This window comes from Streptomyces sp. NPDC049879 (assembly GCF_044461265.1).
Classification (GTDB): domain Bacteria; phylum Actinomycetota; class Actinomycetes; order Streptomycetales; family Streptomycetaceae; genus Streptomyces.
The window spans coordinates 48,873-68,610 of sequence record NZ_JBITKT010000011.1 but is presented as its reverse complement, the minus strand read 5'-3'; the positions used below and the strand labels follow the sequence as shown (position 1 = coordinate 68,610).

Genomic DNA, 19,738 nt, shown 5'->3' with positions numbered 1-19,738 from the left:
GGGGATCAGCCGAGTCCTGGGACGACGAGGACGAGCCACGCGGCGGCGGGCACGACCGCCACCACGGCTCCTCCGTACATCATGAGCTGCCGGAAGAACCGTTCCCGCCGGTCCTCGGGCGCGGCGGCCAGGACGAGGGCGCCGTTGGTCGAGAAGGGGCTGACGTCCACGACGGTGGCCGAGACCGCGAGGGCCGCGACCATCCCGACCGCCCCGATCTCGCCCTGCGCGAGGAACGGCACGGCCAGCGGGATCAGCGCGCCCATGATGCCGACGGACGACGCGAACGCCGAGATCAGCGCGCCGATGTAGCACAGCACGACGGCGGCGAGCAGGGGGACGCCGATGTCGCCGACCGCGTTGCCGGCCCAGGTGATCGTGCCCATCTCCTCCAGCACGCCGACGTAGGTGAGGACGCCGCAGATCAGCAGGACGGTGGACCAGGCGATCTCGGAGACGGCGCGGCGGCCCTCGTCGGGCCAGAAGACGTTGAGGACCACGGCCAGGGTGACGGCGGTCAGGCCCGCGTCCAAGTCGAGGACGAGGACGGAGAACACGAGCGCGGCGAGGGCGGCGAGCGTGGCGGCGCGGGCGGGGGTCAGGCCGGTGGCGGCGCCGTCCTCCTGGTCCGTGTCGCGCGGGGTGTCGTCCTCGCGTCCCGACAGGCGGGTGCCGCCGAGGGTGACGAACAGGACAGTGGCGATCAGGAGGTTGGCGACGAGGCTGGCGAGGAAGAGGACCAGCTCGTTGCCCGGCAGGCCCTCGCGGTCCACGATGCCGTTGACGATCGACCCGTAGATGGAGATCGGCGAGAAGCCGCCGCCCTGCGCGCCGTGGATCACCATGCCGCCCATCAGGAGCGGGCTGATGCCGTAGCGCTGCGCGAAGCTGAGGGCGATCGGCGCGACGATGGCGACGGCGGCCGGGGACAGCGCGCCGATGCCCGTCAGGGCGGCGGTGATCACGAACATCACCCACGGGATGAGGGCGATGCGGCCGCCGACCAGGCGGATCGCGGCGCGCACCAGCCAGTCCGTCGTGCCGTTGGCGCGGGCGATGGCGAACAGGTAGGTGATGCCGACCAGGACGACGAACAGGTCGCCGGGGAATCCGGCGAAGATGCCGTCCGCGTCGAGGTCGGCGACGAGTTCGCCGACACCGAAGGCGGCGGCGAACGCGAGGACGCCCATGTTGATCGAGCGGGTGGTCGCGACGACGAAGACGACGGCGAGGACGAGTATCGAGATCAGTTCCGGGGACACGGCGGCTCTCTCCCTCCGGCCAGAATTGGCCAAGTGGCTGAACCACAGTGGGTCTCGGGCGCGCCGCCGTCAATACACCGGACGGAATTGGTCCGGCCACTCGGCCACCTCCGGTGCCGAGGCGCGGTGTTACGCTGCCCGGATGTCCGACGACGCCCTGCGCCCGATGGCGCGCACGCGGCTCTACGAGCAGGTGGTGGAACGGCTGCGGAGCCATGTCGCGGACGGCGGGCTGCGCGCGGGCGACCGGCTCCCGCCCGAACGCGAGCTGGCGCAGCGCCTCGGCGTGAGTCGCGCGTCGGTGCGGCAGGCCATCGTCGTCCTGGAGGTGCAGGGCCTGGTCGAGGTGCGGCACGGCGGGGGCACGTACCTGGTCGGCGACAGCCTCGACGCGGAGCCCGTGGAGCGGCTGATGGAACGCCGCAGGCGGCTGCCCGACGTGCTGGAGGCGCGCGAGGCGCTGGAGACGAAGCTCGCCGAACTCGCCGCCGAGCGCCGCACGGAGGACGACCTCACGGCGATAGCGGCGGCGCTCGACCACATGGAGCGCGAGATCGCCGGGGGCGGGCACGGCGTGGAGGGCGACCGGCTGTTCCACGCGGCGGTGACGGCGGCGGCGCACAGCGCGCTGCTCGCGGAGTTCATGCGGTCGATCGCCGAGCAGATCGCGGAGAGCAGGACGGAGTCCCTGCGGCAGCCGGGCCGTCCGGCGCGTTCGCTGGCGCAGCACCGGGCGATCCAGGAGGCGATCGCGGCGGGGCGGCCCGGGCCCGCGGCGACGGCGATGCGGCGGCATGTGCGGACGGTGGCGAAGGTGCGGCTGCTCAGCTGGGACCCGTCGTGACGGCGCGCGACGGGGGGCCCGTGCTGGAGGGGCCCTGGTACGTGACGCTGAACGAAGTGCTGGCTTTCGTGCTGGAGTTGGTGGCCATCGGCTGCCTGGCCTGGTGGGGGTTCGGGACGGACGGCGGCGTGGTGGCGCGTACGGCGCTCGGGCTCGGACTGCCGCTGGCCGGGGTGGTGTTGTGGGGGCTGTTCGCGGCGCCGAAGGCGCGGGTGCGGCTGCCGCTGGCGGGGGTGCTGGCGGTGAAGGCGCTGGTGTTCGGCGGGGGCGCCTGGGGGGTGCACGCGCGGGGGCACACGGCGGCGGCGGTCGTGCTGGCGGCCGTGACGACCGTGAACACGGCGGTGGCCGAGACGGCGCGGCGGCGGGCCCGTACCCGCTGAGCTGCGCGGGCGCATACTGGCCCGCATGGAGCTGATCGCCGCGGGACGGGACGCCGACGTGTACGCGCTGGACGGGGAGCGCGTGCTGCGGCGTTACCGGCGCGGCGGGTCCGCCGAGCACGAGGCGCGGGTGATGGCGCACCTGGCGGCGTGCGGCTTCCCCGTGCCGCGCGTGCACGAGGTGGCGGGCGCGGACATGGTGCTGGAGCGGCTCTCCGGGCCGACGATGCTGGACGTGCTGGCGGCGCGGCCGTGGCGTGCGCGGGCGCTGGGGCGTGAACTGGGCGCGCTGCACGACCGGTTGCACCGGATACCCGCCCCGGGGTGGCTGCGGGAAGGCGCGGCGGGGGCGGGTGACGAGCGGGTGCTGCACCTGGACTTCCATCCGGGCAATGTCGTGCTGACGCCGCGCGGGCCCGTGGTGATCGACTGGCGTGACGCGGCGGCGGGCGACCCGGCGGCCGACCTGGCCATGACGCTGGTGACGGTGGGGACGTCCGACATCCCGTGGCGCGGCGTGCGGCTGGGGCGCCGGGCGCTGCTGCGGGGCCTGCGGGCCGGGTCGCGCGCCGATCCGGGTCCGGCGATGCGGGAGGCCGTCGCGGTGCGGCTGGGCAATCCGAACGTGACGCCCGCCGAGGCGGCCAGGCTGCGGGCCCTCGCGGGCGCCCTGGGCGCCGCCTGACCGGCTCGCATGTCAGGCGCCGTTGTCAGTGGCACCTGCTTCCATGAGGGCACGTGGGAGAGCCGGTGCGGACATGCGGCGGCGTTCTAGGGGGAGGCAGCCATGGGCACGTGGGACAGCGGCAACTTCGACAACGACACGGCGGCCGAGCACCTGGCCATGGTGATCGGGCGGCTGGTGGACGAGATCGTCGCGGCGATGGCGGGCGATCCGGTGGGAATCGAGCCGGACGAGTACGGGGGCGTCGTCGTGCCGTGCAACGCGGAGCTGCTGACCGTCCTCGCCCGCGCCGGGTACGGGGCGGGAGCCCTGCCGGGGCGTGCGGTGGTGGAGGAGTGGCGGCGCCGGTTCGTGGAGGTGTGGGAGCGGACGATCGACGGGCTCGAACCGACGCCCGAGTACCGCGCGAAGCGGCGCGCGATACTCGACCGCACCTTCGACGGACTGGCCGAGGTCGCCGCCGAGGAGGCGGACTGACCGCAGGGCGCGCCGGTCGTCAGGTGTCGCTCGCGGCGAGGCGGACGCCGAAGGCGGCGATGACGGAGCCGGTGATCCTGTCGAGCACGCGCCTGGCGCGGGGCCGCTGGAGCGCGCCGCGCAGGCCCCGCGCGCACGCGACCAGCACGGACGACCAGGCCAGGCCAAGGACGATGTGGACGGAGGTGAGCAGCAGGCCCATCAGGAAGTGGGGTGTGCCCGGCGGGATGAACTGCGGCAGGACGGCGACGTAGAAGACGCCCACCTTGGGGTTCAGCAGGTTCGTCAGGGCGCCCTGGCGGAAGCCGCCGGCCAGCGCGCCGGACAGGTCGGGGACGGCGGTGTCCGCGGCGGCCGTCCCGTCCGCGCGGCCGCGCCACGTGGCGGCGACCATGCGGACGCCGAGCCAGACGAGGTACGCCGCGCCTGCCCAGCGCAGGCAGGTGTACGCGAACTGCGAGGCGGTGAGCAGCGCGGTCACGCCGAGCGACGTGAGCGCGCCCCACACGAACGTTCCGGTCTGTATGCCGAGGACGACACCCCAGGCACGCCTGCGGTGTCCGAGTCCGGCGGTGCGGAGGATGAGGGCGGTGTCGAGTCCGGGAGTGAGCGTCAGCAGCCCGACGACCAGGGCGAAGGACCACAGGGCGGTGGCGGTGTCCATGGACCGCCAGCGTACGGCCGCCGCCCCCGCGCGCGGCGGCGGGGGGCGGCTCGGCAGGTCCCGGTCAGGAACCGGGGATGGTGGTGAGGAACTCGCCCGTCCACGCGAGGAGTTCGCGCCCGGTCAGCGGCTTCCCGCCGATGCGGGCGGTCGTCGGCCTCGGCACCAGGACCTGCTGGGTGGACCGCTTGACGACCGAGCCGGGATAGACCCGGTTCAGCCGCAGCTCCTGCGACTCGCGCAGGTCCACCGGCGAGAAGCGGATGCGGCTGCCCTGGAGCGTGACGTCCGTGACGCCGCAGGAGCGGGCCAGCATCCGCAGCCCCGCGACGAGCAGCAGGTTCTCCGTCGCCTCGGGCAGCGGCCCGTACCGGTCGGTGAGTTCCTCGCGGACCGCGCGGATGTCCTCCTCGCTGTTCGCGGCGGCGATGGCGCGGTACGCCTGGAGGCGCAGCCGCTCCCCCGGCGCGTAGTCGTGCGGCACATGGGCGTCGACGGGCAGCTCGATCTTGACTTCGAGCAGCGTCTCGTCGGGCTCGCCCCCCTCGCCCGACTCCAGCGCCGCGCGGTAGTCCGCCACGGCCTCGCCGACCATGCGGACGTACAGGTCGAAGCCGACGCCCGCGATGTGCCCCGACTGCTCGCCGCCGAGGAGATTGCCCGCGCCGCGGATCTCCAGGTCCTTCATGGCGACGTACATGCCCGCGCCCATCTCGGTGTGCTGCGCGATGGTGGCGAGCCGCTCGTGCGCCGTCTCGGTCAGCGGCTTCTCCGGCGGGTACAGGAAGTACGCGTAGCCGCGCTCGCGCCCGCGCCCGACGCGGCCGCGCAGCTGGTGCAGCTGCGAAAGGCCGAACATGTCGCCGCGCTCGACGATCAGCGTGTTCGCGTTCGAGATGTCGATGCCGGACTCGACGATCGTCGTGGACACCAGCACGTCGGACTTCTTCTCCCAGAAGTCCACGACGACCCGTTCCAGCGCGCCCTCGCTCATCTGGCCGTGCGCGGTGGCGATCCGTGCCTCCGGCACGATCTGCCGCAGGCGCGCGGCGACCCGGTCGATGGACTCGACGCGGTTGTGGATGTAGAAGACCTGGCCCTCGCGCAGCAGTTCGCGGCGGATCGCGGCGCCGATCTGCCGCTCCTCGTAGGGGCCGACGAACGTGAGGACCGGGTGGCGCTCCTCCGGCGGCGTCGTGATGGTGGACATCTCGCGGATGCCGGTGACGGCCATCTCCAGCGTGCGCGGGATGGGCGTGGCGGACATGGTGAGGACGTCCACGTTGGCGCGCAGCTTCTTCAGCTGCTCCTTGTGCTCCACGCCGAACCGCTGCTCCTCGTCCACGATGACGAGGCCGAGGTCCTTGAACTTCACCTCGGACGAGAACAGCCGGTGCGTCCCGATCACCACGTCGATCGCGCCGTCGCGCAGCCCTTCGAGCGTCGCCCGCGCGTCGCTCTCGGACTGGAAGCGGGACAGGGGGCGCACGTTCACGGGGAACTGGGCGTAGCGCTCGGAGAACGTGCCGAAGTGCTGCTGCACCAGCAGCGTCGTCGGCACCAGCACGGCGACCTGCTTGCCGTCCTGCACCGCCTTGAACGCCGCGCGCACGGCGATCTCCGTCTTGCCGTAGCCGACGTCGCCGCAGATCAGCCGGTCCATGGGGACCGACTTCTCCATGTCCTCCTTGACCTCCGCGATGGTCGTCAGCTGGTCGGGCGTCTCGGCCCAGGGGAACGCGTCCTCCAGCTCGCGCTGCCAGGGCGTGTCGGGGCCGAAGGGGTGCCCGGGGGCGGCCATGCGCGCCGAGTACAGCTTGATGAGGTCGGCCGCGATCTCCTTGACGGCCTTGCGGGCGCGCGCCTTCGTCTTGGTCCAGTCGGCGCCGCCGAGCCGGTGCAGCGAGGGCGCCTCGCCGCCCACGTACTTGGTGACGAGGTCGAGCTGGTCCGTCGGGACGAACAGCCGGTCGCCCGGCTGCCCGCGCTTGGCCGGCGCGTACTCCACGACGAGGTACTCGCGCGTGGCGCCCTGCACCGTCCGCTGGACCATCTCGATGTAGCGGCCCACGCCGTGCTGCTCGTGGACGATGAAGTCGCCCGCCTCCAGCGTCAGCGGGTCCAGGGTCTTGCGCCGCCTGGCGGGCATCCTGGTGCCCTCGCGGCCCGCCGCCCGCTGGCCGGTGAGGTCGGTCTCGGTGAGGACGGCGAGCCGCAGCGCCGGGGCGACGAAGCCGTGCTCGACCGCGCCGCACGACACGTGCACGACGGACGGGCCGAGGTCGGCGGGCAGCACCGGGTCGAGGCGGGCGGGGATGTTCTCGCCGCCGAGGATGTCCACGGTGCGGCTGGCCGGGCCCTGCCCCTCGGTGAGGTAGACGACGCGCCAGCCGTCGGCGAGCCAGCCCTTGGTGTCGGCGAGGGCGCGGGCGGTGTCGCCCCGGTAGCTCTCGGCGGCCCGCAGGCCGAGGCGGAGCGTGTCGTCGCCCTTCACGCCGTCGTCGCCGCCCGGCTCGGGCGGCAGGTCGCCCGCCTCGCCCGCGTCCACGCTCTGCGAGAAGGGGGACACGGACCACCAGGGCATGCCGAGCGCGGCGGCGTGCTCGCGCACGTCGGCCAGGCCGCGCAGGGACGCGGCGCCGACGTCGATCGGCGCCTCGCCGGTGTCGCTCATCGAGGCGGCGGCCCAGGAGGCGTGCAGGAACTCCTGGCTGGTCGCGACGAGGTCGGCGGCCCGGGTGCGGACGCGTTCGGGGTCGAGGACGACCGTCATCGAACGGGCGGGGAGGACGTCGAGGAGCAGCTCCATGTCGTCCACGAGGACGGGCGCCAGGGACTCCATGCCCTCCACGGCGATGCCCTCGGCGATCCTGCCGAGCAGTTCGACCAGCTCGGGGTGGGCGACGGCCAGCTCGGCGGCGCGGCGGCGCACGTCGTCGGTGAGGAGCAGCTCGCGGCAGGGCGGGGCCCACAGGCCGTGCTCGGCCACTTCGAGGGACCGCTGGTCGGCGACCTTGAAGTAGCGGATCTCCTCGATGTCGTCGCCCCAGAACTCCACCCGGAGGGGGTGCTCCTCGGTCGGCGGGAACACGTCGAGGATGCCGCCGCGCACGGCGAACTCACCGCGTTTCTCGACCAGTTCCACCCTGCTGTAGGCGGCCGCCGCCAGCGCCTCGGTGACGGCGGGCAGGTCGGCGCTCGTGCCGGTGTGCAGCTCGACGGGGACGAGGTCGCCCAGGCCCTTGACCTGCGGCTGGATGACCGAGCGGATCGGGGCGACGACGACCGAGACGGGACCGGCGCCCGGATCGTCGGCGCGCGGGTGGGCCAGGCGCCGCAGGACGGCCAGGCGGCGGCCGACCGTGTCCGCGCGCGGCGACAGGCGCTCGTGCGGCAGGGTCTCCCAGGCCGGGTACTCGACGACGGTGTCCGGGGGCAGCAGCGAACGCAGCGCGGCGGCCAGGTCCTCGGCCTCGCGGCCGGTGGCGGTCACGGCCAGGACGGTGCGGCCGGTGCCGCGGGCGAGCGCGGCGAGGGCGAAGGGCCGCGCGGCGGGCGGGCCGACGAGATCCACGTGGCGGCGGGCGGCGTCGCCGGTGGCGGCGACGGCTTCGGCGAGCGTCGGCTCGTGCGAGACGGCGGCGAGCAGACCGGCGAGAGACATCAGAGCTTTTCCGTCCCCGGAAATGGACAAAAGATGGACAGAGCGGGCAACACGAAAGCCCGGCGGGAGCACCGACCGGGGGGTTCCAGGGTACGCCGCCGCGCGGGTGACCGCGTCCTGGCCCGGGACGGGCCCGTCCCGGGCCAGGACGCCCGTGACGCTTCGCGCGCGCGTTCCCGCCGCGCCCGACAGGCTCGGCCGTCGTCCCCCGGCCTGGCCGCCGGACGGCCCGCGACACGCGCCGACGCCGACCCGCCGCCGAGGCCCGCGCCCCCAGGCGAGCGGGGCGGAAGCCGAGCGGCCCGACCGCGAGGCCCCGCACACAAGATCGAACGGCGTGATCCCTCCCGGGCTGTGAACGGACGCGACGTGCCCACACGAGTCGCGGCCCTGTCCCCCGACGGGCGCAAGGGCGTGAGGCGACGAGGAGCGGGAGGCCCGCGCCTGCGCGCACAGCCGTACCCGGTGAGGACGCGGGCGGCTGGGCGGTCTCGTGTGCCGGAAGCCCTCCGGCGTCTGCCGCGCGGCTGTCGGCTCCGTGGGCAACGCGGCCGTGATGCCCGTGACGTGCGGCTGTGCTCGGACGCGCGTGGCCGATGCGCCCCGGCCCGGCGGCAGCGCGTACAGGCAGTCGCGGCGGAGAAGCCGCCCGGAGGAGCCGTCCGGGGCTGCGCCCAGGCGCGGGCGGGGCGGCGGGTCAAGTGGGTGCGTGGGCCGCGTGACAGCGGGTCGGGCCCGGCCGGGACCTTCGCGTGCCGGGAGCCCACGGTGTTGGTGCCGTAGCGGGCGGGGACGAGCAGCGCGACCGGAAGGTGGACGACGGCTCGGATGCGGCGCGTCGCGCGGTCCGAGGAGGAACCACCGCCGTCGGCGAACGGGGGGCACGTGGGCGCGTGCCGGAGACTCTCCGGCGCCGGTCGCGGCAGCGGGCAGGCCGCGCCGCGTCAGGTGGGCCGGGCGTCCGTCTCGGCGCGCAGGCCGCGCAGGAGCAGGTCGAGGCCCCGGGCGAACTCCTCGTCCGCCGGGAGGCGCCCGGCGTCGGCCGCCGTGGCGGCCAGCAGCGGGTAGCGGTCCGCGGGCAGTGCGGCCAGGATGCCGGTGCCGGGTCCCGCGAGCGGGCCGAGCCGGTTGTTCTGGAGCGCGCCGACCAGGTAGCTCGTCAGCGCGCGCAGCGCGGCCACGCGCCGGACGCCGCCGAGGCCCGCCCCGGTCAGCACGCCGAGGACCGCCTCCGACCAGCGCCACACGCCCGGCGCGGACTGCCGGTGGGCCACCAGCAGCGGCACCGCCTCGGGGTGCTCGCCCACCGCCGTCCGCACGCGTCCCATCAGCGCGGCCACCTGCCGGTCCCACGGCAGGCCGGGCGGAGGCGTCACGTCGACGTCGCGCAGCACGCGGTCGACGACGAGGCGTTCGAGTTCGGCGCGGTCGGCGACGTACCGGTACACCGCCATCGTGGACATGCCCAGTTCGGCGGCGGCGGCGCGCATCGTCAGGCCGCCGAGTCCGTCGCGGCCGAGGACGGCGAGCGCGGCGTCGGCGAGCCGCTCGGGGGTGAGGGAACGGGGTCGTGGCATCGCCTTGACAGCGTACCCCGTACGCTCATAGCGTCCCGTTAGGCGTACGTCGCACGCTTACGCCTCGTGCCCAGCGAAGGGACCGATCACGCATGCCCACACCCCACCCCTCCCCGCCCCCCGGGCCCGGCTCCGTCGTCGCCCCGCGCGAGCTGACGGCGCTCGGCGGCGGGAGCATCGCCGTCCCGGCGCGGGACGGGAAGCTGGTGCACCTCCAGTTCCGCCGCTTCGCGGGCTGCCCCGTCTGCAACCTGCACCTGCGGTCCGTCGCGACGCGGCACGGCGAGATCACCGCCGCGGGCATCCGGGAGGTCGTGGTCTTCCACTCCCCCGAGTCCGAACTCGCCCCGCACGCCGACGGGTTGCCGTTCCCACTGGTCGCCGACCCGGAGAAGGCGCTCTACCGCGAGTTCGGGATCGAACGCGGCGCGCGCTCCGTGCTCAGCCCGCGCGCCTGGCCCGCCATGGCGTACGGGGTGCTGCGGGACCTCGGCCCGGTGCTGCTCCGCCGCCGCCGGCCACCCGTCGCGCGCCCGGAGGGCGGACGGCTCGGCCTCCCCGGCGACTTCCTCATCGCCCCGGACGGCACGGTCGTCGCGGCCAAGCACGGGACGCACGCCTCCGACCAGTGGTCCGTGGACGAACTGCTCGCCCACGCCGCCACCGCGCGCGCCCGGTGAGCTTCGACCGGGCCGCCGACGCCGCCCGTTACGAGGTGGTGGGCGGCTGGTGCGACGAGCCGCTGTTCGCCGCCGCCGCCATCGGACCGGGGGACCGCGTCCTCGACATCGGCTGCGGCTACGGCGGCACCACCCTGCGCGCCGCCGCACGCGCCGCCCCGGCGGGCGAGGCGGTCGGCATCGACATCGCCGGGCCCCCGCTCGCCCACGCCCGGGAGACGGCGGCGCGGCGCGGGGTGCGGAACGCGGCGTTCGTGCGCGGCGACGCGCAGACGCACCGTTTCGCCGACGGCGGGTTCGACATCGCGCTCAGCCGCAACGGCGTCATGTTCTTCGCCGACCCGGCCGCCGCGTTCGCCACGATCGGCCGGGCCCTGCGCCCCGGCGGCAGGCTCGCGTTCACCGTCCCCGGCGACCCGGCGGCGAACGAGCTGCCGCGCGTGCTCGGGACGGCGCTGCGCGGCCTGCTGCCGCCCCGCATGGACGTCCGCGGCGCACCCGGCGTGTCGTCGCTCGCCGGGCCGGACCGGATCGCGGAGGTCCTGACCGGCGCGGGCTACGAGGCGATCACCGTCACGGCCCTGGAGTCGCGGCTGCGGCTCGGCGCGACGACCGCCGAGGCAGCCGCGTTCCTCCGGGCCTGGGGCGCCGTGCGCGACGCCCTGCCCGACCCGGACGATCCGGCCGTGCAGGACGCCCTGGCCGGGGCGCTGGAGCCCGTCGGCCCCCGGCCGCGCGCGGCGGTCCTGCTCGTCACCGCCCGGCGACCCGGATCTCCGGCTCGTGGCGGACGGGGAAGTTGACGGACGCGGCGATGAAGCAGCTCTCGGACGCGGGCCCGTGCAGCCGCGTCGCCGTCTCCACCATGTGCGCCTCGGCGACCGTCACCACCGGCCGCAGCACGACCTCGGTGAACGCGCCCGCGCCGCCCGTCTCGTCCATGGTGCCGCTCGCCGCGTCCTCGTAGGCGGTGACGACGACCTTCCGCAGCGAGCAGAGGGCGAGGTAGCTGAGCATGTGGCACTGGGAGAGGGCGGCGACGAGGAGTTCCTCCGGGTTCCAGCGCGCGGCGTCGCCGAGGAACGCGGGGTCGGCGCTGCCGGGGAGGGCGGCGGTCTTCCCGGCGGCGGTCGCCTCGGTGTCGCGCGCGTAGGTCTTGTAGGCGGTGGTGCCGCCCGAGGCGGCTCCGGTCCAGCGGACGGTGACGTCGTAGCCGTGCTGTCGTGCCCTGCTCACGGGGACCGCTCCTTCACATGACGAGTGCCGATCCCCCCATGATCCCGCACCCAATCTGACGTGAGCATGCCCCTAATCTGTTACCTGCAGCTCGCGGTGAAGAAACGTTCCGCCGCGACGATGGCACGTGAGCCAGGCCCCTGTCCGCCCCCACAGCGAGGGACTTCGCGTGATTCCCCACTTCTACGCGCGTCACCGCATAGCCATGGCCGCGGCCCTCACCGGCGTCGCCACCGTGGCCTCCCTGCTCAACGGCCCCGCCGCGCAGGCCGCGCTCCCGACACCGGTCAGCGCCGCGACGGCCCGCTCGTACCTCGCCGCCCTGCCCGTGGCCGCCGAGGACCGCACGGGCTACAACCGTGACCTCTTCCCCCACTGGATCACCCAGAGCGGCGCCTGCAACACCCGCGAGGTCGTCCTGCGCCGCGACGGCACGAACGTCGTCACCGACAGCAGCTGCGCGGCGACCAGCGGCAGTTGGTACTCGACCTACGACGGCGCCACCTGGTCGGCCGCCTCGGACGTGGACATCGACCACCTGGTGCCGCTGGCCGAGGCCTGGGACTCGGGCGCCGACGCGTGGACGACGTCCCGCAGGCAGGCGTTCGCCAACGACCTGACGCGGCCCCAGCTGATCGCCGTCACCGACAACGTCAACCAGTCCAAGGGCGACCAGGACCCGGCGCAGTGGCTGCCGCCGCGCACCGCGTACCGCTGCACGTACGCCCGCGCGTGGGTCCAGGTGAAGCAGTACTACGGGCTCTCCGTGGACTCCGCCGAGAAGAGCGCCCTGAGCGGCATCCTCAACGGCTGCTGACCCTCCTCTCCACCGCCCGGCACCGCCCGGCACCGCACCCCAGGACCGCCCTCCTCCGCCGCCCCGTCGTGCTCACAACCGCCGGGCGGCGGAGGGGGGTTCGCCGGGTCAGCCGCGCCGCGCGGCGAGCCAGGCCTCGAACGACGTCGGCGCGATGCGGGCGCCCTCCGCCGGCAGCAGCACGTTCCCCGCCATCTCGGCGCCGAACAGCCCGTCCCAGCTCGGGACGAGACGCACCTCCCGCCCCCGGGCCGCCAGCGTGCGGCGGGCCATGTCCACGAGGTCCTGCGGGCCGGGGCCCGCCAGGCCGGGGTGCCTGCCCTGCGGGGCGCCCGCCGCGACCTCGGCCAGCACGTCCGCCACGTCGCCCGGCGCGACCGGCCGCACGAGCAGCGGGGGCAGCGTGGCGACGCCGTCCTGCTCGGTCCAGCCCGCGACCATCTCCGCGAAGTCGTGGAACTGCGTGGCCGGGACGATCGTCCACGGCACAGGACCGGCCGCGACGAGGCGTTCCTGCTCGCGCTTGCCCGCGTAGTGCGCGTTGCCCTCCACGCGGTCGATGCCGACGATGGAGAGCAGCACGTGGTGCCGCACCCCGGCGCGCTGCCCGGCGGCGAGCAGGTTGCGCGTGGCGGTGCCGAAGAACGCGACGGTCTCGGCCGGGTCGGCGGCCGTGCTGTTGGTCGCGTCGACGACCGCGCCGGCCCCGGCGAGGGCGTCGTCGAGGCCCTCGCCCGTGACCACGTCCACCCCCAGGGACCGGCTGACGCGGACCACCTCGTGCCCGGCCCGTTCGAGCGCGGCGGCGGTCAGGGCTCCGATGTTCCCGGTCGCTCCGGCGACGACGATCCTCATGGGCTGTCTCCCTCTGCTCGGTGGCTGCCCGGACTCTATCTCGGACTAAACACGTCCGCAATCTCCGAGATAGGATCGGGTGTCATGAAGCTGCCCGTGAGCACCGAATGGCTGTTGCACTGCGCCACGACCCTGGCGCAGCTCGACGAGCGGTCCACGACGTCGGCGGCGCAGCTCGCGCGCTACTACGACCTGCCGCCCGCCTCGCTGGCCAAGCAGTTGCAGGCGCTGGTCAGGGCCGGCGTGCTCGCGGCGACGACGGGGCCGCGCGGCGGGTTCCGGCTCGCGCGCCCGGCGTCGGCGATCTCGCTGCTGGACGTGGTGGAGGCGGTGGACGGCCCGGCGTCGCCGTACGAGTGCCGCGAGATCCGGCAGCGGGGGCGCGGCGCGCTGCCCGCCGAGGACTGCCGCGACACGTGCCTGCTGGCGCGGAAGATGGCCGAGGCGCACGACGCGTGGCGGCGCAGCCTGGCGGGGACGACGCTCGCCGATGTCGTCGGCGAGCTGCCGCCGTCCGCCCCGGCCCGTACGCGGCGGCGGATGTCCGACACGGCGGGCGGCTGACCGTCAGGCGGCGTCCCGGCCGGTCAGGGCGGTGACGCGGATCTCGACGCGCATGCCGGGCGCGCCGAGCGCGGCGACGCCGATCTGGGTCCAGATCGGCGCCCGGTCGCCCATGCGGCGGCGGAACTGCTCGACCATGGCCCGGTTGTGCGCCTCGCCGATGGTGCCGGCCCCGGCGGGGACGTGGTACGAGTCGACGGCGACGACGTCGCGCCAGGTCGCCCCGGCCTCGGCGAGGGTCCGCTCGACGTTGTCGAAGGCGCGCGCGATCTCGTCCTCCAGCGCCTCGGGGAACGCCACCTCACCGACCGATTCCCACGCGGGGCCCCAGCCGCCCTGGCCCGAGATCTCGACGCGGTCCCCGATCCGCACGGCCTGGCTGTAGTGCAGGGCGGAGCGGAGCGCCGGACCGTAGCCCGGCGTGACGAAGAACTCGGGTGCCGGCATGGCGCCCACCTCTCGATTGACTTCACGCATGAAGTGAACGTAGCACGGTTTCGCTTCACGCGTGAAGTGAAACGCGCTTGGTAGGATGCCCGCATGACCGGCTCCACGGCCCCGGACGCCGGGGGTGACACCCCGGACGGGCCGCAGTGGCTCACGCCCGCCGAGAAGGACGCGTGGACGGGCCTCGTCTCCCTCGTCCTGCTGCTGCCGGGACGTCTTGAGTCCCCGCTCCAGCGCGCGTCGGGCCTGACGCTCTTCGAGTACCTGACGCTGAGCCACATCTCCGAGTCCCCCGGCCGCCGCCTGCGGATGAGCGAGCTGGCCTACCTCGCCAACGGGTCGCTCTCGCGGCTCTCCAACGTCGTCAAGCGCTTCGAGGCGCGCGGCTGGGTGGCACGCTCCCCCGACCCGGACGACGGGCGCTACACGCTCGCGGCCCTGACCGACGCGGGGTACGAGGTCGTCGTCGCGGCGGCGCCGGTCCACGTACGGGCGGTGCGCGAGCTGGTCATCGACCCGCTGACCGCCGCCGACCAGCGCGCCCTGGCGCGCATCGCCGCCAAGCTGCGGACGCGGCCCGTCGATCTCGCCTGAGCGCTCAGCCCCAGGTCAGCGGATCGAGGCCGAGGTAGAAGCGCGCCCGGTCGTGGTCGAGGGGCGTGCCGTAGCGCGCGGCGAACGCGTCGTCCGCCTCCCGCGCCGCGTCCTCGCCGGCCCAGGTCTCGCGGGAGTTGGCGAGGAGGAGGGCGATGTCGGCGTACGGGTCGGCGCGGCCGAGGCGGCCGAGGTCGATGAAGCCGGTGACGGTCGCGGACTCGGGGTCGAGCAGGATGTTGGGCAGGCACAGGTCGCCGTGGCAGACGACGGTCTGCGCCGCCTCCTGGGCGAGGCGCGCGTCGAGCTGGGGCGTGAGGCGGGCGAGGAGTTCGGCGGGGGGCGTCGCCTGCTGCTCGTCGGGAAGGAACTCAGGGTTGACCGCGCCGCGCGCGACGACATCGAGGGCCAGGGCGTACATGGTGGTGAGGTCGCGCGTGAACGGGCAGGTCCGCGGCGGCAGTTCGTGCAGCCGCCGTACGGCGTCCGCGATGGCCGCCCAGGACGCCCGGAGCGTCGCGGCCGGAACGCTGTCGGCCGGGACTCCGGCGACGGCGCTGGTCGTCAGCTCCGCTCCCTCAGGGCCTTCGCGCCAGTCGAGGACGCGCGGGCACGGCACACCCTGCGCGCCCAGCCACTCCACGCGGTCGCGCTCCGCCCGGAGCGACGCCTCCTGCCCGGCCGGGACCCGTTTGAGGTACCACGTCCCGTCGGACGACCGGTACACCGCCGCCCCCGACTCACCGCGCGTCACCTCGTCCACAGGCCCACACTAAGGTCTGTCCGGCGGCCCGCCACAACGGCCACCTCGACGTCGTGCGTGAGCTCGTCGACGGGCGGACCGGCGCCTGAGATCTGTCGTGCACGTCACGAGCGGAGCCGGAGCCGGATCGAGGCGAGGGCAACGGTTCGGTGCCGTCCCGCCGCCAAGGCCGCAGCCGTCGCGGCGAATCCGGTTGCCCGGTGCCGGGCAGGCAGCGATGATCCCCCTCATGTTCGATGCCGCACCTACGGGCTCCGCGCTACGGCCGTATCCCAAGATCTCCGCAAGGGGAGGGCTCGGCGTGTCCGGGGCCCGGGATTGGGTCGCAGCGGAAAAAGTGCATGGAGCGCACTTTGCCGTGGTGTGCGAGGGAGCGGGGGTTCATCCGGCGAAGCGGCGTGAGCTGCTGGGCGATGATGCGCTGGATGGCTTCTTCGGCGTGAGCACGATCTGGCCGGTGCTCTCGGTGGCGGCGGCCCGTTTCGCTTCCGCACTCCGCAGTGCGTGGGACGACGCCGCGAAGGTGACGATCTACGGTGAGCTGGCCGGTGGAAGCTACCCGCACCCCGATGTTCCCGCCGTCGCCGGGTCCGAGCCGGTACAGACAGGCGTCTGGTACGCGCCGGGCCTGCAGTGGCTGCCGTTCGACGCATCGGTCGAGACCGCCGAGGGACGCTGCTGGATCTCCGACCGCGCACTGCGTGACGGCGCAGCCGCCGCAGGGCTCAGCTGTCCTCCCGCTCTTGGGCACGGCACACTGAACAAGCTCCAGGAGCTGCCGTGCGCCTTCCCCACAAGGGTCCCAGCGCTCTTCGGGCTGCCCGAGCTGGCAGACAATCTCGCCGAAGGCTATGTCCTCAAGCCAGCCGGCCGATGGCTGGAGGCGGATTCCGCAGGCACAGGCGGCGTACGTCCCGTGGTCAAGGTGAAGCAGAAGTCCTTCGCGGAGGACGCGCGGTTCGACGGCGCACGTCCCTGTCTGCCGCCGCCGCAGGGAGCGGCCGGGATTCCTGCCTGGCTTCTGATCGAGGCCTCGGCGCTCCTCACCCCCGCTCGCGCGGCCGCCGTGGTCAGCAAGCTGGGCCCCCGCACTCCAGTGGATGTCGTGGCGGAGGAGATAACCCAGGATGTTTCGGAGGAGCTTGCCGAAGCACTGGGAGGCCTGGAGGACACGCTCCTGCGCGCTGTGGAACGGGCGCTTCTGTCCGGCGCGCGCTCCTTGGCGGTCTTCGACGCGAAGGACCGTCACCGCTCCCGGACAGGCAGACCAGGCACACGATGACGGCAGTAGGTAACTGCTTCTCGGTGGGAACTCAAGGGTTCGTCGTCGTGCTCTGCGGAGTTGCTTCCGTGGGTTCGGGGCCGACTCGCGACCTTGCCGTTCCGGTCCCCTGGACCGGCAACACGCCGCGCGGCCCCGCACCCACGTACGCGCAGGTGCGGGCCCTCGTCGACGGGCCCGGCGTCACATGCCGGTGAGCTTGTCGAGGTCGGGGGCGTAGACGGTCATCCAGTGCGGGTTCAGCCGGTAGTAGACGACCTCGCGGTTCCAGTCGAAGGCGTCGTCGTCGTAGAAGTCCTGCAGGTAGGCGAGGAGTTCCTGCCAGTCGGCCGTGGTCGCGGCGTCCTGGGGGTTCAGCTCCTCCACCGTGCCGTGGGCGAACACGCCGAGGTCCTCGCCGCGCAGGTGCGCGACGCTGGCGGCCGGACGGGCCGCGAGATGACGGGCCTTGGCGGCGTTGCGCGCCGTGCCGAAGTGCCACCGGCCGTGCAGGAAGTGTCCGTCGGCGCCGCTGATCCGCGGTTCGCCCTTCGCGGTCACCGTGGAGAGGGCGAGCGTGCACATGCCGGTGAGGACGCCGGTGAGCTGCGCCGCCGTGATGGTGCGGCCCTCGACGATCGAGCGGAGGTGTGCGGTCGAGCCGGAGAGGGAGGAGCCGAGGAGGGACTGGAGCTTGTCGAGTTCTTCTGGGGTTTCGCGCATACGGCCATCGTCGGCCGTAAACCCGACACCCTCTGTCGTCATTGATGAAGCAGCGGAGGTGTCCTGACGGGCGGTGAGGGCGGAGACTCGTCGCATGACGGACATGGGGGCGTTCCGGGAGGCGGTCACCGCGTGGGCGGCCGGTGGGCCGGGCGACGGGGTGCGGGAGCTGGCGGCGCGGCTGCCGGTGCGGACGGTGGTCCTGCTCGAAGGGCCGAGCGACGTCGCGGCGGTCGGCGCGCTGGCCGCCCGCCGGGGCCGGGACCTGGCGGCCGAGGGCGTGTGCGTCCTGGCCATGGGAGGCGCGATGAGCGTCGCCCGGTATGCGCGCCTGCTCGGGCCGCCCGGCCTCGGCCTGCGCCTGACAGGGCTGTGCGACGAGGCCGAACGGCCCTTCTACGCGCGCGGCTTCGAGCGGGCCGACGCCGCGCGGGAGGAGTTCTTCGTCTGCGCCGCCGACCTGGAGGACGAATTGATCCGCGCGCTGGGTGTCGCACGCGTGGAGGAACTCGTCACCGCGGAAGGCGACCTGCGCGCGCTGCGGACGTTCGCGCGCCAGCCCGCGCAGCGGGACCGTACGGCGCACCAGCGGATGCGGCGCTTCCTCGGCACGAAGAAGGGCCGCAAGATCCACTACGGGCGGGTGCTCGTCGAGGCCCTCGCCCCGGACCGCGTGCCCGCGCCGCTGGACGGACTGCTCGCCCGCCTGTGACCGTCCGCCCGCCCGGCGTCAGCTCTCGCCCGTGGCGCCCAGGTAGTCGGTGGAGAGGCGGACCGCGCCGAAGCGGGGGAACGTGTGGGTGACCGCGAAGTCGTGCTCGGCCGCGGTGAACCCGGCCATCGCGTCGGCGGCGAACTCGATCTCGTACCCGTGATCGCTCGCCGCGCGCGCCGTGGACTCGACGCCCATGGTGGTGACGAGTCCCGCCATCACCACGGTGTCCACGCCGCGTTCGCGCAGCCGCGCGTCGAGGTCCGTGGCGTGGAAGGCGCCGACCGTGTGCTTCACGACCACGATGTCCGCCGCCTCAGCCACCCCGTCGGCGAAGCCGCTGCCGGGGGGCTGCTCCGCCACGCCGGGGCGGTCGACCCGTACGGCGGCGACCGGCCGCCCGGCGTCGCGGAACGCCGTGGCGAGGCGGCGGCAGCGGCCGAGGACCTCTTCCCCGGTGTGCGGGGCGAGCGGCAGGCCGATGATGCGCGGCATGAGGTCGATCAGGACGAGGCAGGAGGTCACGGTTCCCGATCGTAGGGGCCGGGGGATGATCCGCCGCATGGACATCTTCACGTTCGACCGGGCGGAGCGCGCCGTGGAGCGTTTCGGCAGTGTCGGCACGCACGCGACGCGTATCGCCGCCGGTGACGGTGGTGCCGTGTCGGCGACCTGCCTGTCGGTGGCCCCCGGCGGAACGGTCGGCGCGCACCCGGCGACCGCCCCGCAGGTCTTCCTCGTGGTGGCGGGTGACGGCTGGGTCGCCGGTGGAGACGGCCGCCGGGTGCCGGTCGCGGCGGGCACGGGGGTGCGGTGGGAGGCGGGCGAGACGCATTCCTCGGGCAGCGAGGGTGCCGCGGGCCTGACGGCGATCGTGCTGGAGGGCCATGGCCTGCGTGTCTTCCCGCCGGACGCGACCCCCGGCACCCGCCTGGCCTGACGGCCGCGCCAGGCCGGTTGGACGCGGCGGTTCCCGTACTCGCCATGCTGCCTGTCACGGTGCGCTCCCTTCATGAACCATCTGGTCACGCAACGTAACAGGCGGCACTGACAATCCGCCCCGCCGCCGGATCAGGACTGCACGAACAGGCAGAACGGATGCCCGGCCGGGTCGAGCAGCACCCGCCAGCGGTCCGGCGAGGGCTGCGACGAGGGCTCCGTCGCCCCCAGCGCCAGCATCCGCGCCTGCCCCGCGTCCAGGTCCGCGACGCCCAGCTCCATGTGCGCCTGCTTCGCCCGGCCCGCCTCCGGCCAGGTCGGCGGCTCGTACCCGTCGATCCGGCAGCAGCCAACGCCGGGCGACCCCGGGTTCCCCAGCAGCACGAAGTCGTCGCTGCCGTAGATCACCGGCAGCCCCAGGGCCTCGCCCCAGAAGCGGCTCAGCTCGGCGATGTCGGCGCAGTCGAAGGAGACACCGGCCCAGGTGGCGGGTGCCGCGCCGGTGGTCTCGGTGTTCTCAGTGGTCTCAGTGGTCTCAGCGGTCTGAGTGGTCCCAGTGGTCTCAGTGGTCATGCCGACGACCGTAGGACC

The 19,738-nt window shown here is 74.2% G+C and carries 23 protein-coding genes; 12 read left to right on the top strand and 11 right to left on the bottom strand.

The window, feature by feature from the left end; all coding sequences use genetic code 11:
* Positions 1 to 5 precede the first annotated feature (5 nt).
* Complete coding sequence (locus ACIBPC_RS29365; RefSeq protein ID WP_362957926.1) at positions 6 to 1,262, bottom strand: SLC13 family permease; 1,257 nt, start codon at positions 1,260 to 1,262, stop codon at positions 6 to 8.
* A gap of 142 nt (positions 1,263 to 1,404) precedes the next feature.
* Here ACIBPC_RS29365 and ACIBPC_RS29360 point away from each other — a divergent pair, with 142 nt between their 5' ends.
* The 4 genes from ACIBPC_RS29360 (at position 1,405) to ACIBPC_RS29345 (ending at position 3,651) form a co-directional block, all read left to right on the top strand.
* Positions 1,405 to 2,106: a FadR/GntR family transcriptional regulator gene (locus ACIBPC_RS29360; protein ID WP_398848852.1), complete on the top strand. Its 702-nt coding sequence runs from the start codon at positions 1,405 to 1,407 to the stop codon at positions 2,104 to 2,106.
* Positions 2,107 to 2,147: 41 nt separating this feature from the next.
* Positions 2,148 to 2,489, top strand: coding sequence for a YrdB family protein (locus ACIBPC_RS29355; RefSeq protein WP_398848850.1), 342 nt, complete (start codon positions 2,148 to 2,150; stop codon positions 2,487 to 2,489).
* 25 nt (positions 2,490 to 2,514) lie between these two features.
* Entirely contained in the window at positions 2,515 to 3,174 is a 660-nt protein-coding gene (locus ACIBPC_RS29350; RefSeq protein WP_398848848.1) for a phosphotransferase, read from the top strand.
* Between the two features lie 102 nt (positions 3,175 to 3,276).
* On the top strand, positions 3,277 to 3,651 hold the full coding sequence (locus ACIBPC_RS29345) for a DUF4259 domain-containing protein (protein WP_398848846.1): 375 nt from the start codon (positions 3,277 to 3,279) through the stop codon (positions 3,649 to 3,651).
* A gap of 19 nt (positions 3,652 to 3,670) precedes the next feature.
* Here ACIBPC_RS29345 and ACIBPC_RS29340 read toward each other — a convergent pair whose 3' ends face one another.
* The 3 genes from ACIBPC_RS29340 to ACIBPC_RS29330 all read right to left on the bottom strand — a co-directional run bounded on the left by ACIBPC_RS29340 (position 3,671) and on the right by ACIBPC_RS29330 (position 9,556).
* On the bottom strand, positions 3,671 to 4,315 hold the full coding sequence (locus ACIBPC_RS29340; RefSeq protein WP_398848844.1) for a LysE family translocator: 645 nt from the start codon (positions 4,313 to 4,315) through the stop codon (positions 3,671 to 3,673).
* Positions 4,316 to 4,379: 64 nt separating this feature from the next.
* Positions 4,380 to 7,979 carry a transcription-repair coupling factor gene (gene mfd, locus ACIBPC_RS29335; RefSeq protein ID WP_398848842.1) on the bottom strand — a complete coding sequence of 1,200 codons (3,600 nt, stop codon included), beginning with the start codon at positions 7,977 to 7,979 and terminating at the stop codon, positions 4,380 to 4,382.
* 944 nt (positions 7,980 to 8,923) lie between these two features.
* The gene (locus ACIBPC_RS29330; protein WP_398848840.1) at positions 8,924 to 9,556 is read right to left on the bottom strand and encodes a TetR/AcrR family transcriptional regulator; all 633 of its coding nucleotides are present in this window, start codon (positions 9,554 to 9,556) and stop codon (positions 8,924 to 8,926) included.
* 92 nt (positions 9,557 to 9,648) lie between these two features.
* Between ACIBPC_RS29330 and ACIBPC_RS29325 the strand changes: the two genes are divergently transcribed.
* Both ACIBPC_RS29325 and ACIBPC_RS29320 read left to right on the top strand, forming a co-directional pair.
* A complete protein-coding gene (locus ACIBPC_RS29325; protein WP_398848838.1) occupies positions 9,649 to 10,236 on the top strand; it encodes a peroxiredoxin-like family protein in 588 nt (195 codons plus the stop codon).
* A complete protein-coding gene (locus ACIBPC_RS29320) occupies positions 10,233 to 11,039 on the top strand; it encodes a class I SAM-dependent methyltransferase (RefSeq protein ID WP_398848836.1) in 807 nt (268 codons plus the stop codon). The genes ACIBPC_RS29325 and ACIBPC_RS29320 overlap by 4 nt, the downstream gene beginning before the upstream one ends.
* On the opposite strand, the gene ACIBPC_RS29315 is transcribed toward ACIBPC_RS29320, so the two are convergent.
* Positions 10,990 to 11,472, bottom strand: coding sequence for an OsmC family protein (locus ACIBPC_RS29315; RefSeq protein WP_362957957.1), 483 nt, complete (start codon positions 11,470 to 11,472; stop codon positions 10,990 to 10,992). The two genes, ACIBPC_RS29320 and ACIBPC_RS29315, sit on opposite strands and share 50 nt — an antisense overlap.
* 172 nt (positions 11,473 to 11,644) lie before the next feature.
* On the opposite strand from ACIBPC_RS29315, the gene ACIBPC_RS29310 reads away from it, so the two are divergent.
* Positions 11,645 to 12,289 (top strand): HNH endonuclease family protein, encoded by a 645-nt coding sequence (locus ACIBPC_RS29310; RefSeq protein WP_398848972.1) that lies wholly within the window; start codon positions 11,645 to 11,647, stop codon positions 12,287 to 12,289.
* Between the two features lie 108 nt (positions 12,290 to 12,397).
* Here the strand turns inward: ACIBPC_RS29310 and ACIBPC_RS29305 are convergent, their stop codons facing one another.
* The gene (locus ACIBPC_RS29305) at positions 12,398 to 13,144 is read right to left on the bottom strand and encodes an SDR family oxidoreductase (RefSeq protein WP_398848833.1); all 747 of its coding nucleotides are present in this window, start codon (positions 13,142 to 13,144) and stop codon (positions 12,398 to 12,400) included.
* Between the two features lie 84 nt (positions 13,145 to 13,228).
* Between ACIBPC_RS29305 and ACIBPC_RS29300 the strand changes: the two genes are divergently transcribed.
* Positions 13,229 to 13,708, top strand: coding sequence for an RrF2 family transcriptional regulator (locus ACIBPC_RS29300; protein WP_398848831.1), 480 nt, complete (start codon positions 13,229 to 13,231; stop codon positions 13,706 to 13,708).
* A gap of 3 nt (positions 13,709 to 13,711) precedes the next feature.
* Here ACIBPC_RS29300 and ACIBPC_RS29295 read toward each other — a convergent pair whose 3' ends face one another.
* Positions 13,712 to 14,155 carry a Rid family hydrolase gene (locus ACIBPC_RS29295; protein ID WP_398848829.1) on the bottom strand — a complete coding sequence of 148 codons (444 nt, stop codon included), beginning with the start codon at positions 14,153 to 14,155 and terminating at the stop codon, positions 13,712 to 13,714.
* A 93-nt stretch (positions 14,156 to 14,248) separates the two neighbouring features.
* Between ACIBPC_RS29295 and ACIBPC_RS29290 the strand changes: the two genes are divergently transcribed.
* Positions 14,249 to 14,749 carry a MarR family transcriptional regulator gene (locus ACIBPC_RS29290; RefSeq protein ID WP_362957970.1) on the top strand — a complete coding sequence of 167 codons (501 nt, stop codon included), beginning with the start codon at positions 14,249 to 14,251 and terminating at the stop codon, positions 14,747 to 14,749.
* 4 nt (positions 14,750 to 14,753) lie between these two features.
* On the opposite strand, the gene ACIBPC_RS29285 is transcribed toward ACIBPC_RS29290, so the two are convergent.
* On the bottom strand, positions 14,754 to 15,512 hold the full coding sequence (locus tag ACIBPC_RS29285) for an APH(3'') family aminoglycoside O-phosphotransferase (RefSeq protein WP_398848827.1): 759 nt from the start codon (positions 15,510 to 15,512) through the stop codon (positions 14,754 to 14,756).
* Positions 15,513 to 15,741: 229 nt separating this feature from the next.
* On the opposite strand from ACIBPC_RS29285, the gene ACIBPC_RS29280 reads away from it, so the two are divergent.
* On the top strand, positions 15,742 to 16,794 hold the full coding sequence (locus ACIBPC_RS29280) for an RNA ligase family protein (RefSeq protein ID WP_398848825.1): 1,053 nt from the start codon (positions 15,742 to 15,744) through the stop codon (positions 16,792 to 16,794).
* Between the two features lie 183 nt (positions 16,795 to 16,977).
* Here the strand turns inward: ACIBPC_RS29280 and ACIBPC_RS29275 are convergent, their stop codons facing one another.
* Entirely contained in the window at positions 16,978 to 17,496 is a 519-nt protein-coding gene (locus tag ACIBPC_RS29275; protein ID WP_398848823.1) for a pyridoxamine 5'-phosphate oxidase family protein, read from the bottom strand.
* Positions 17,497 to 17,590: 94 nt separating this feature from the next.
* Here ACIBPC_RS29275 and ACIBPC_RS29270 point away from each other — a divergent pair, with 94 nt between their 5' ends.
* Positions 17,591 to 18,208, top strand: a complete 618-nt coding sequence (locus tag ACIBPC_RS29270; protein WP_398848821.1) for a TOPRIM nucleotidyl transferase/hydrolase domain-containing protein — start codon at positions 17,591 to 17,593, stop codon at positions 18,206 to 18,208.
* An 18-nt stretch (positions 18,209 to 18,226) separates the two neighbouring features.
* Here the strand turns inward: ACIBPC_RS29270 and ACIBPC_RS29265 are convergent, their stop codons facing one another.
* On the bottom strand, positions 18,227 to 18,733 hold the full coding sequence (locus tag ACIBPC_RS29265; protein WP_398848819.1) for an isochorismatase family protein: 507 nt from the start codon (positions 18,731 to 18,733) through the stop codon (positions 18,227 to 18,229).
* Positions 18,734 to 18,770: 37 nt separating this feature from the next.
* Between ACIBPC_RS29265 and ACIBPC_RS29260 the strand changes: the two genes are divergently transcribed.
* Entirely contained in the window at positions 18,771 to 19,148 is a 378-nt protein-coding gene (locus tag ACIBPC_RS29260; protein WP_398848817.1) for a cupin domain-containing protein, read from the top strand.
* 131 nt (positions 19,149 to 19,279) lie between these two features.
* Here ACIBPC_RS29260 and ACIBPC_RS29255 read toward each other — a convergent pair whose 3' ends face one another.
* Positions 19,280 to 19,720 (bottom strand): VOC family protein, encoded by a 441-nt coding sequence (locus tag ACIBPC_RS29255; protein WP_398848816.1) that lies wholly within the window; start codon positions 19,718 to 19,720, stop codon positions 19,280 to 19,282.
* Positions 19,721 to 19,738: the final 18 nt, after the last annotated feature.

Coding starts and splice junctions, on each gene's coding strand:
- ACIBPC_RS29360 (WP_398848852.1), top strand. CDS start 1,405: ATGTCCGACGACGCCCTGCGCCCGATGGCGCGCACGCGGCTCTACGAG.
- ACIBPC_RS29350 (WP_398848848.1), top strand. CDS start 2,515: ATGGAGCTGATCGCCGCGGGACGGGACGCCGACGTGTACGCGCTGGAC.
- ACIBPC_RS29345 (WP_398848846.1), top strand. CDS start 3,277: ATGGGCACGTGGGACAGCGGCAACTTCGACAACGACACGGCGGCCGAG.
- ACIBPC_RS29340 (WP_398848844.1), bottom strand. CDS start 4,315: ATGGACACCGCCACCGCCCTGTGGTCCTTCGCCCTGGTCGTCGGGCTG.
- mfd (WP_398848842.1), bottom strand. CDS start 7,979: ATGTCTCTCGCCGGTCTGCTCGCCGCCGTCTCGCACGAGCCGACGCTC.
- ACIBPC_RS29330 (WP_398848840.1), bottom strand. CDS start 9,556: ATGCCACGACCCCGTTCCCTCACCCCCGAGCGGCTCGCCGACGCCGCG.
- ACIBPC_RS29325 (WP_398848838.1), top strand. CDS start 9,649: ATGCCCACACCCCACCCCTCCCCGCCCCCCGGGCCCGGCTCCGTCGTC.
- ACIBPC_RS29305 (WP_398848833.1), bottom strand. CDS start 13,144: ATGAGGATCGTCGTCGCCGGAGCGACCGGGAACATCGGAGCCCTGACC.
- ACIBPC_RS29300 (WP_398848831.1), top strand. CDS start 13,229: ATGAAGCTGCCCGTGAGCACCGAATGGCTGTTGCACTGCGCCACGACC.
- ACIBPC_RS29295 (WP_398848829.1), bottom strand. CDS start 14,155: ATGCCGGCACCCGAGTTCTTCGTCACGCCGGGCTACGGTCCGGCGCTC.
- ACIBPC_RS29290 (WP_362957970.1), top strand. CDS start 14,249: ATGACCGGCTCCACGGCCCCGGACGCCGGGGGTGACACCCCGGACGGG.
- ACIBPC_RS29280 (WP_398848825.1), top strand. CDS start 15,742: ATGTTCGATGCCGCACCTACGGGCTCCGCGCTACGGCCGTATCCCAAG.
- ACIBPC_RS29275 (WP_398848823.1), bottom strand. CDS start 17,496: ATGCGCGAAACCCCAGAAGAACTCGACAAGCTCCAGTCCCTCCTCGGC.
- ACIBPC_RS29270 (WP_398848821.1), top strand. CDS start 17,591: ATGACGGACATGGGGGCGTTCCGGGAGGCGGTCACCGCGTGGGCGGCC.
- ACIBPC_RS29260 (WP_398848817.1), top strand. CDS start 18,771: ATGGACATCTTCACGTTCGACCGGGCGGAGCGCGCCGTGGAGCGTTTC.
- ACIBPC_RS29255 (WP_398848816.1), bottom strand. CDS start 19,720: ATGACCACTGAGACCACTGGGACCACTCAGACCGCTGAGACCACTGAG.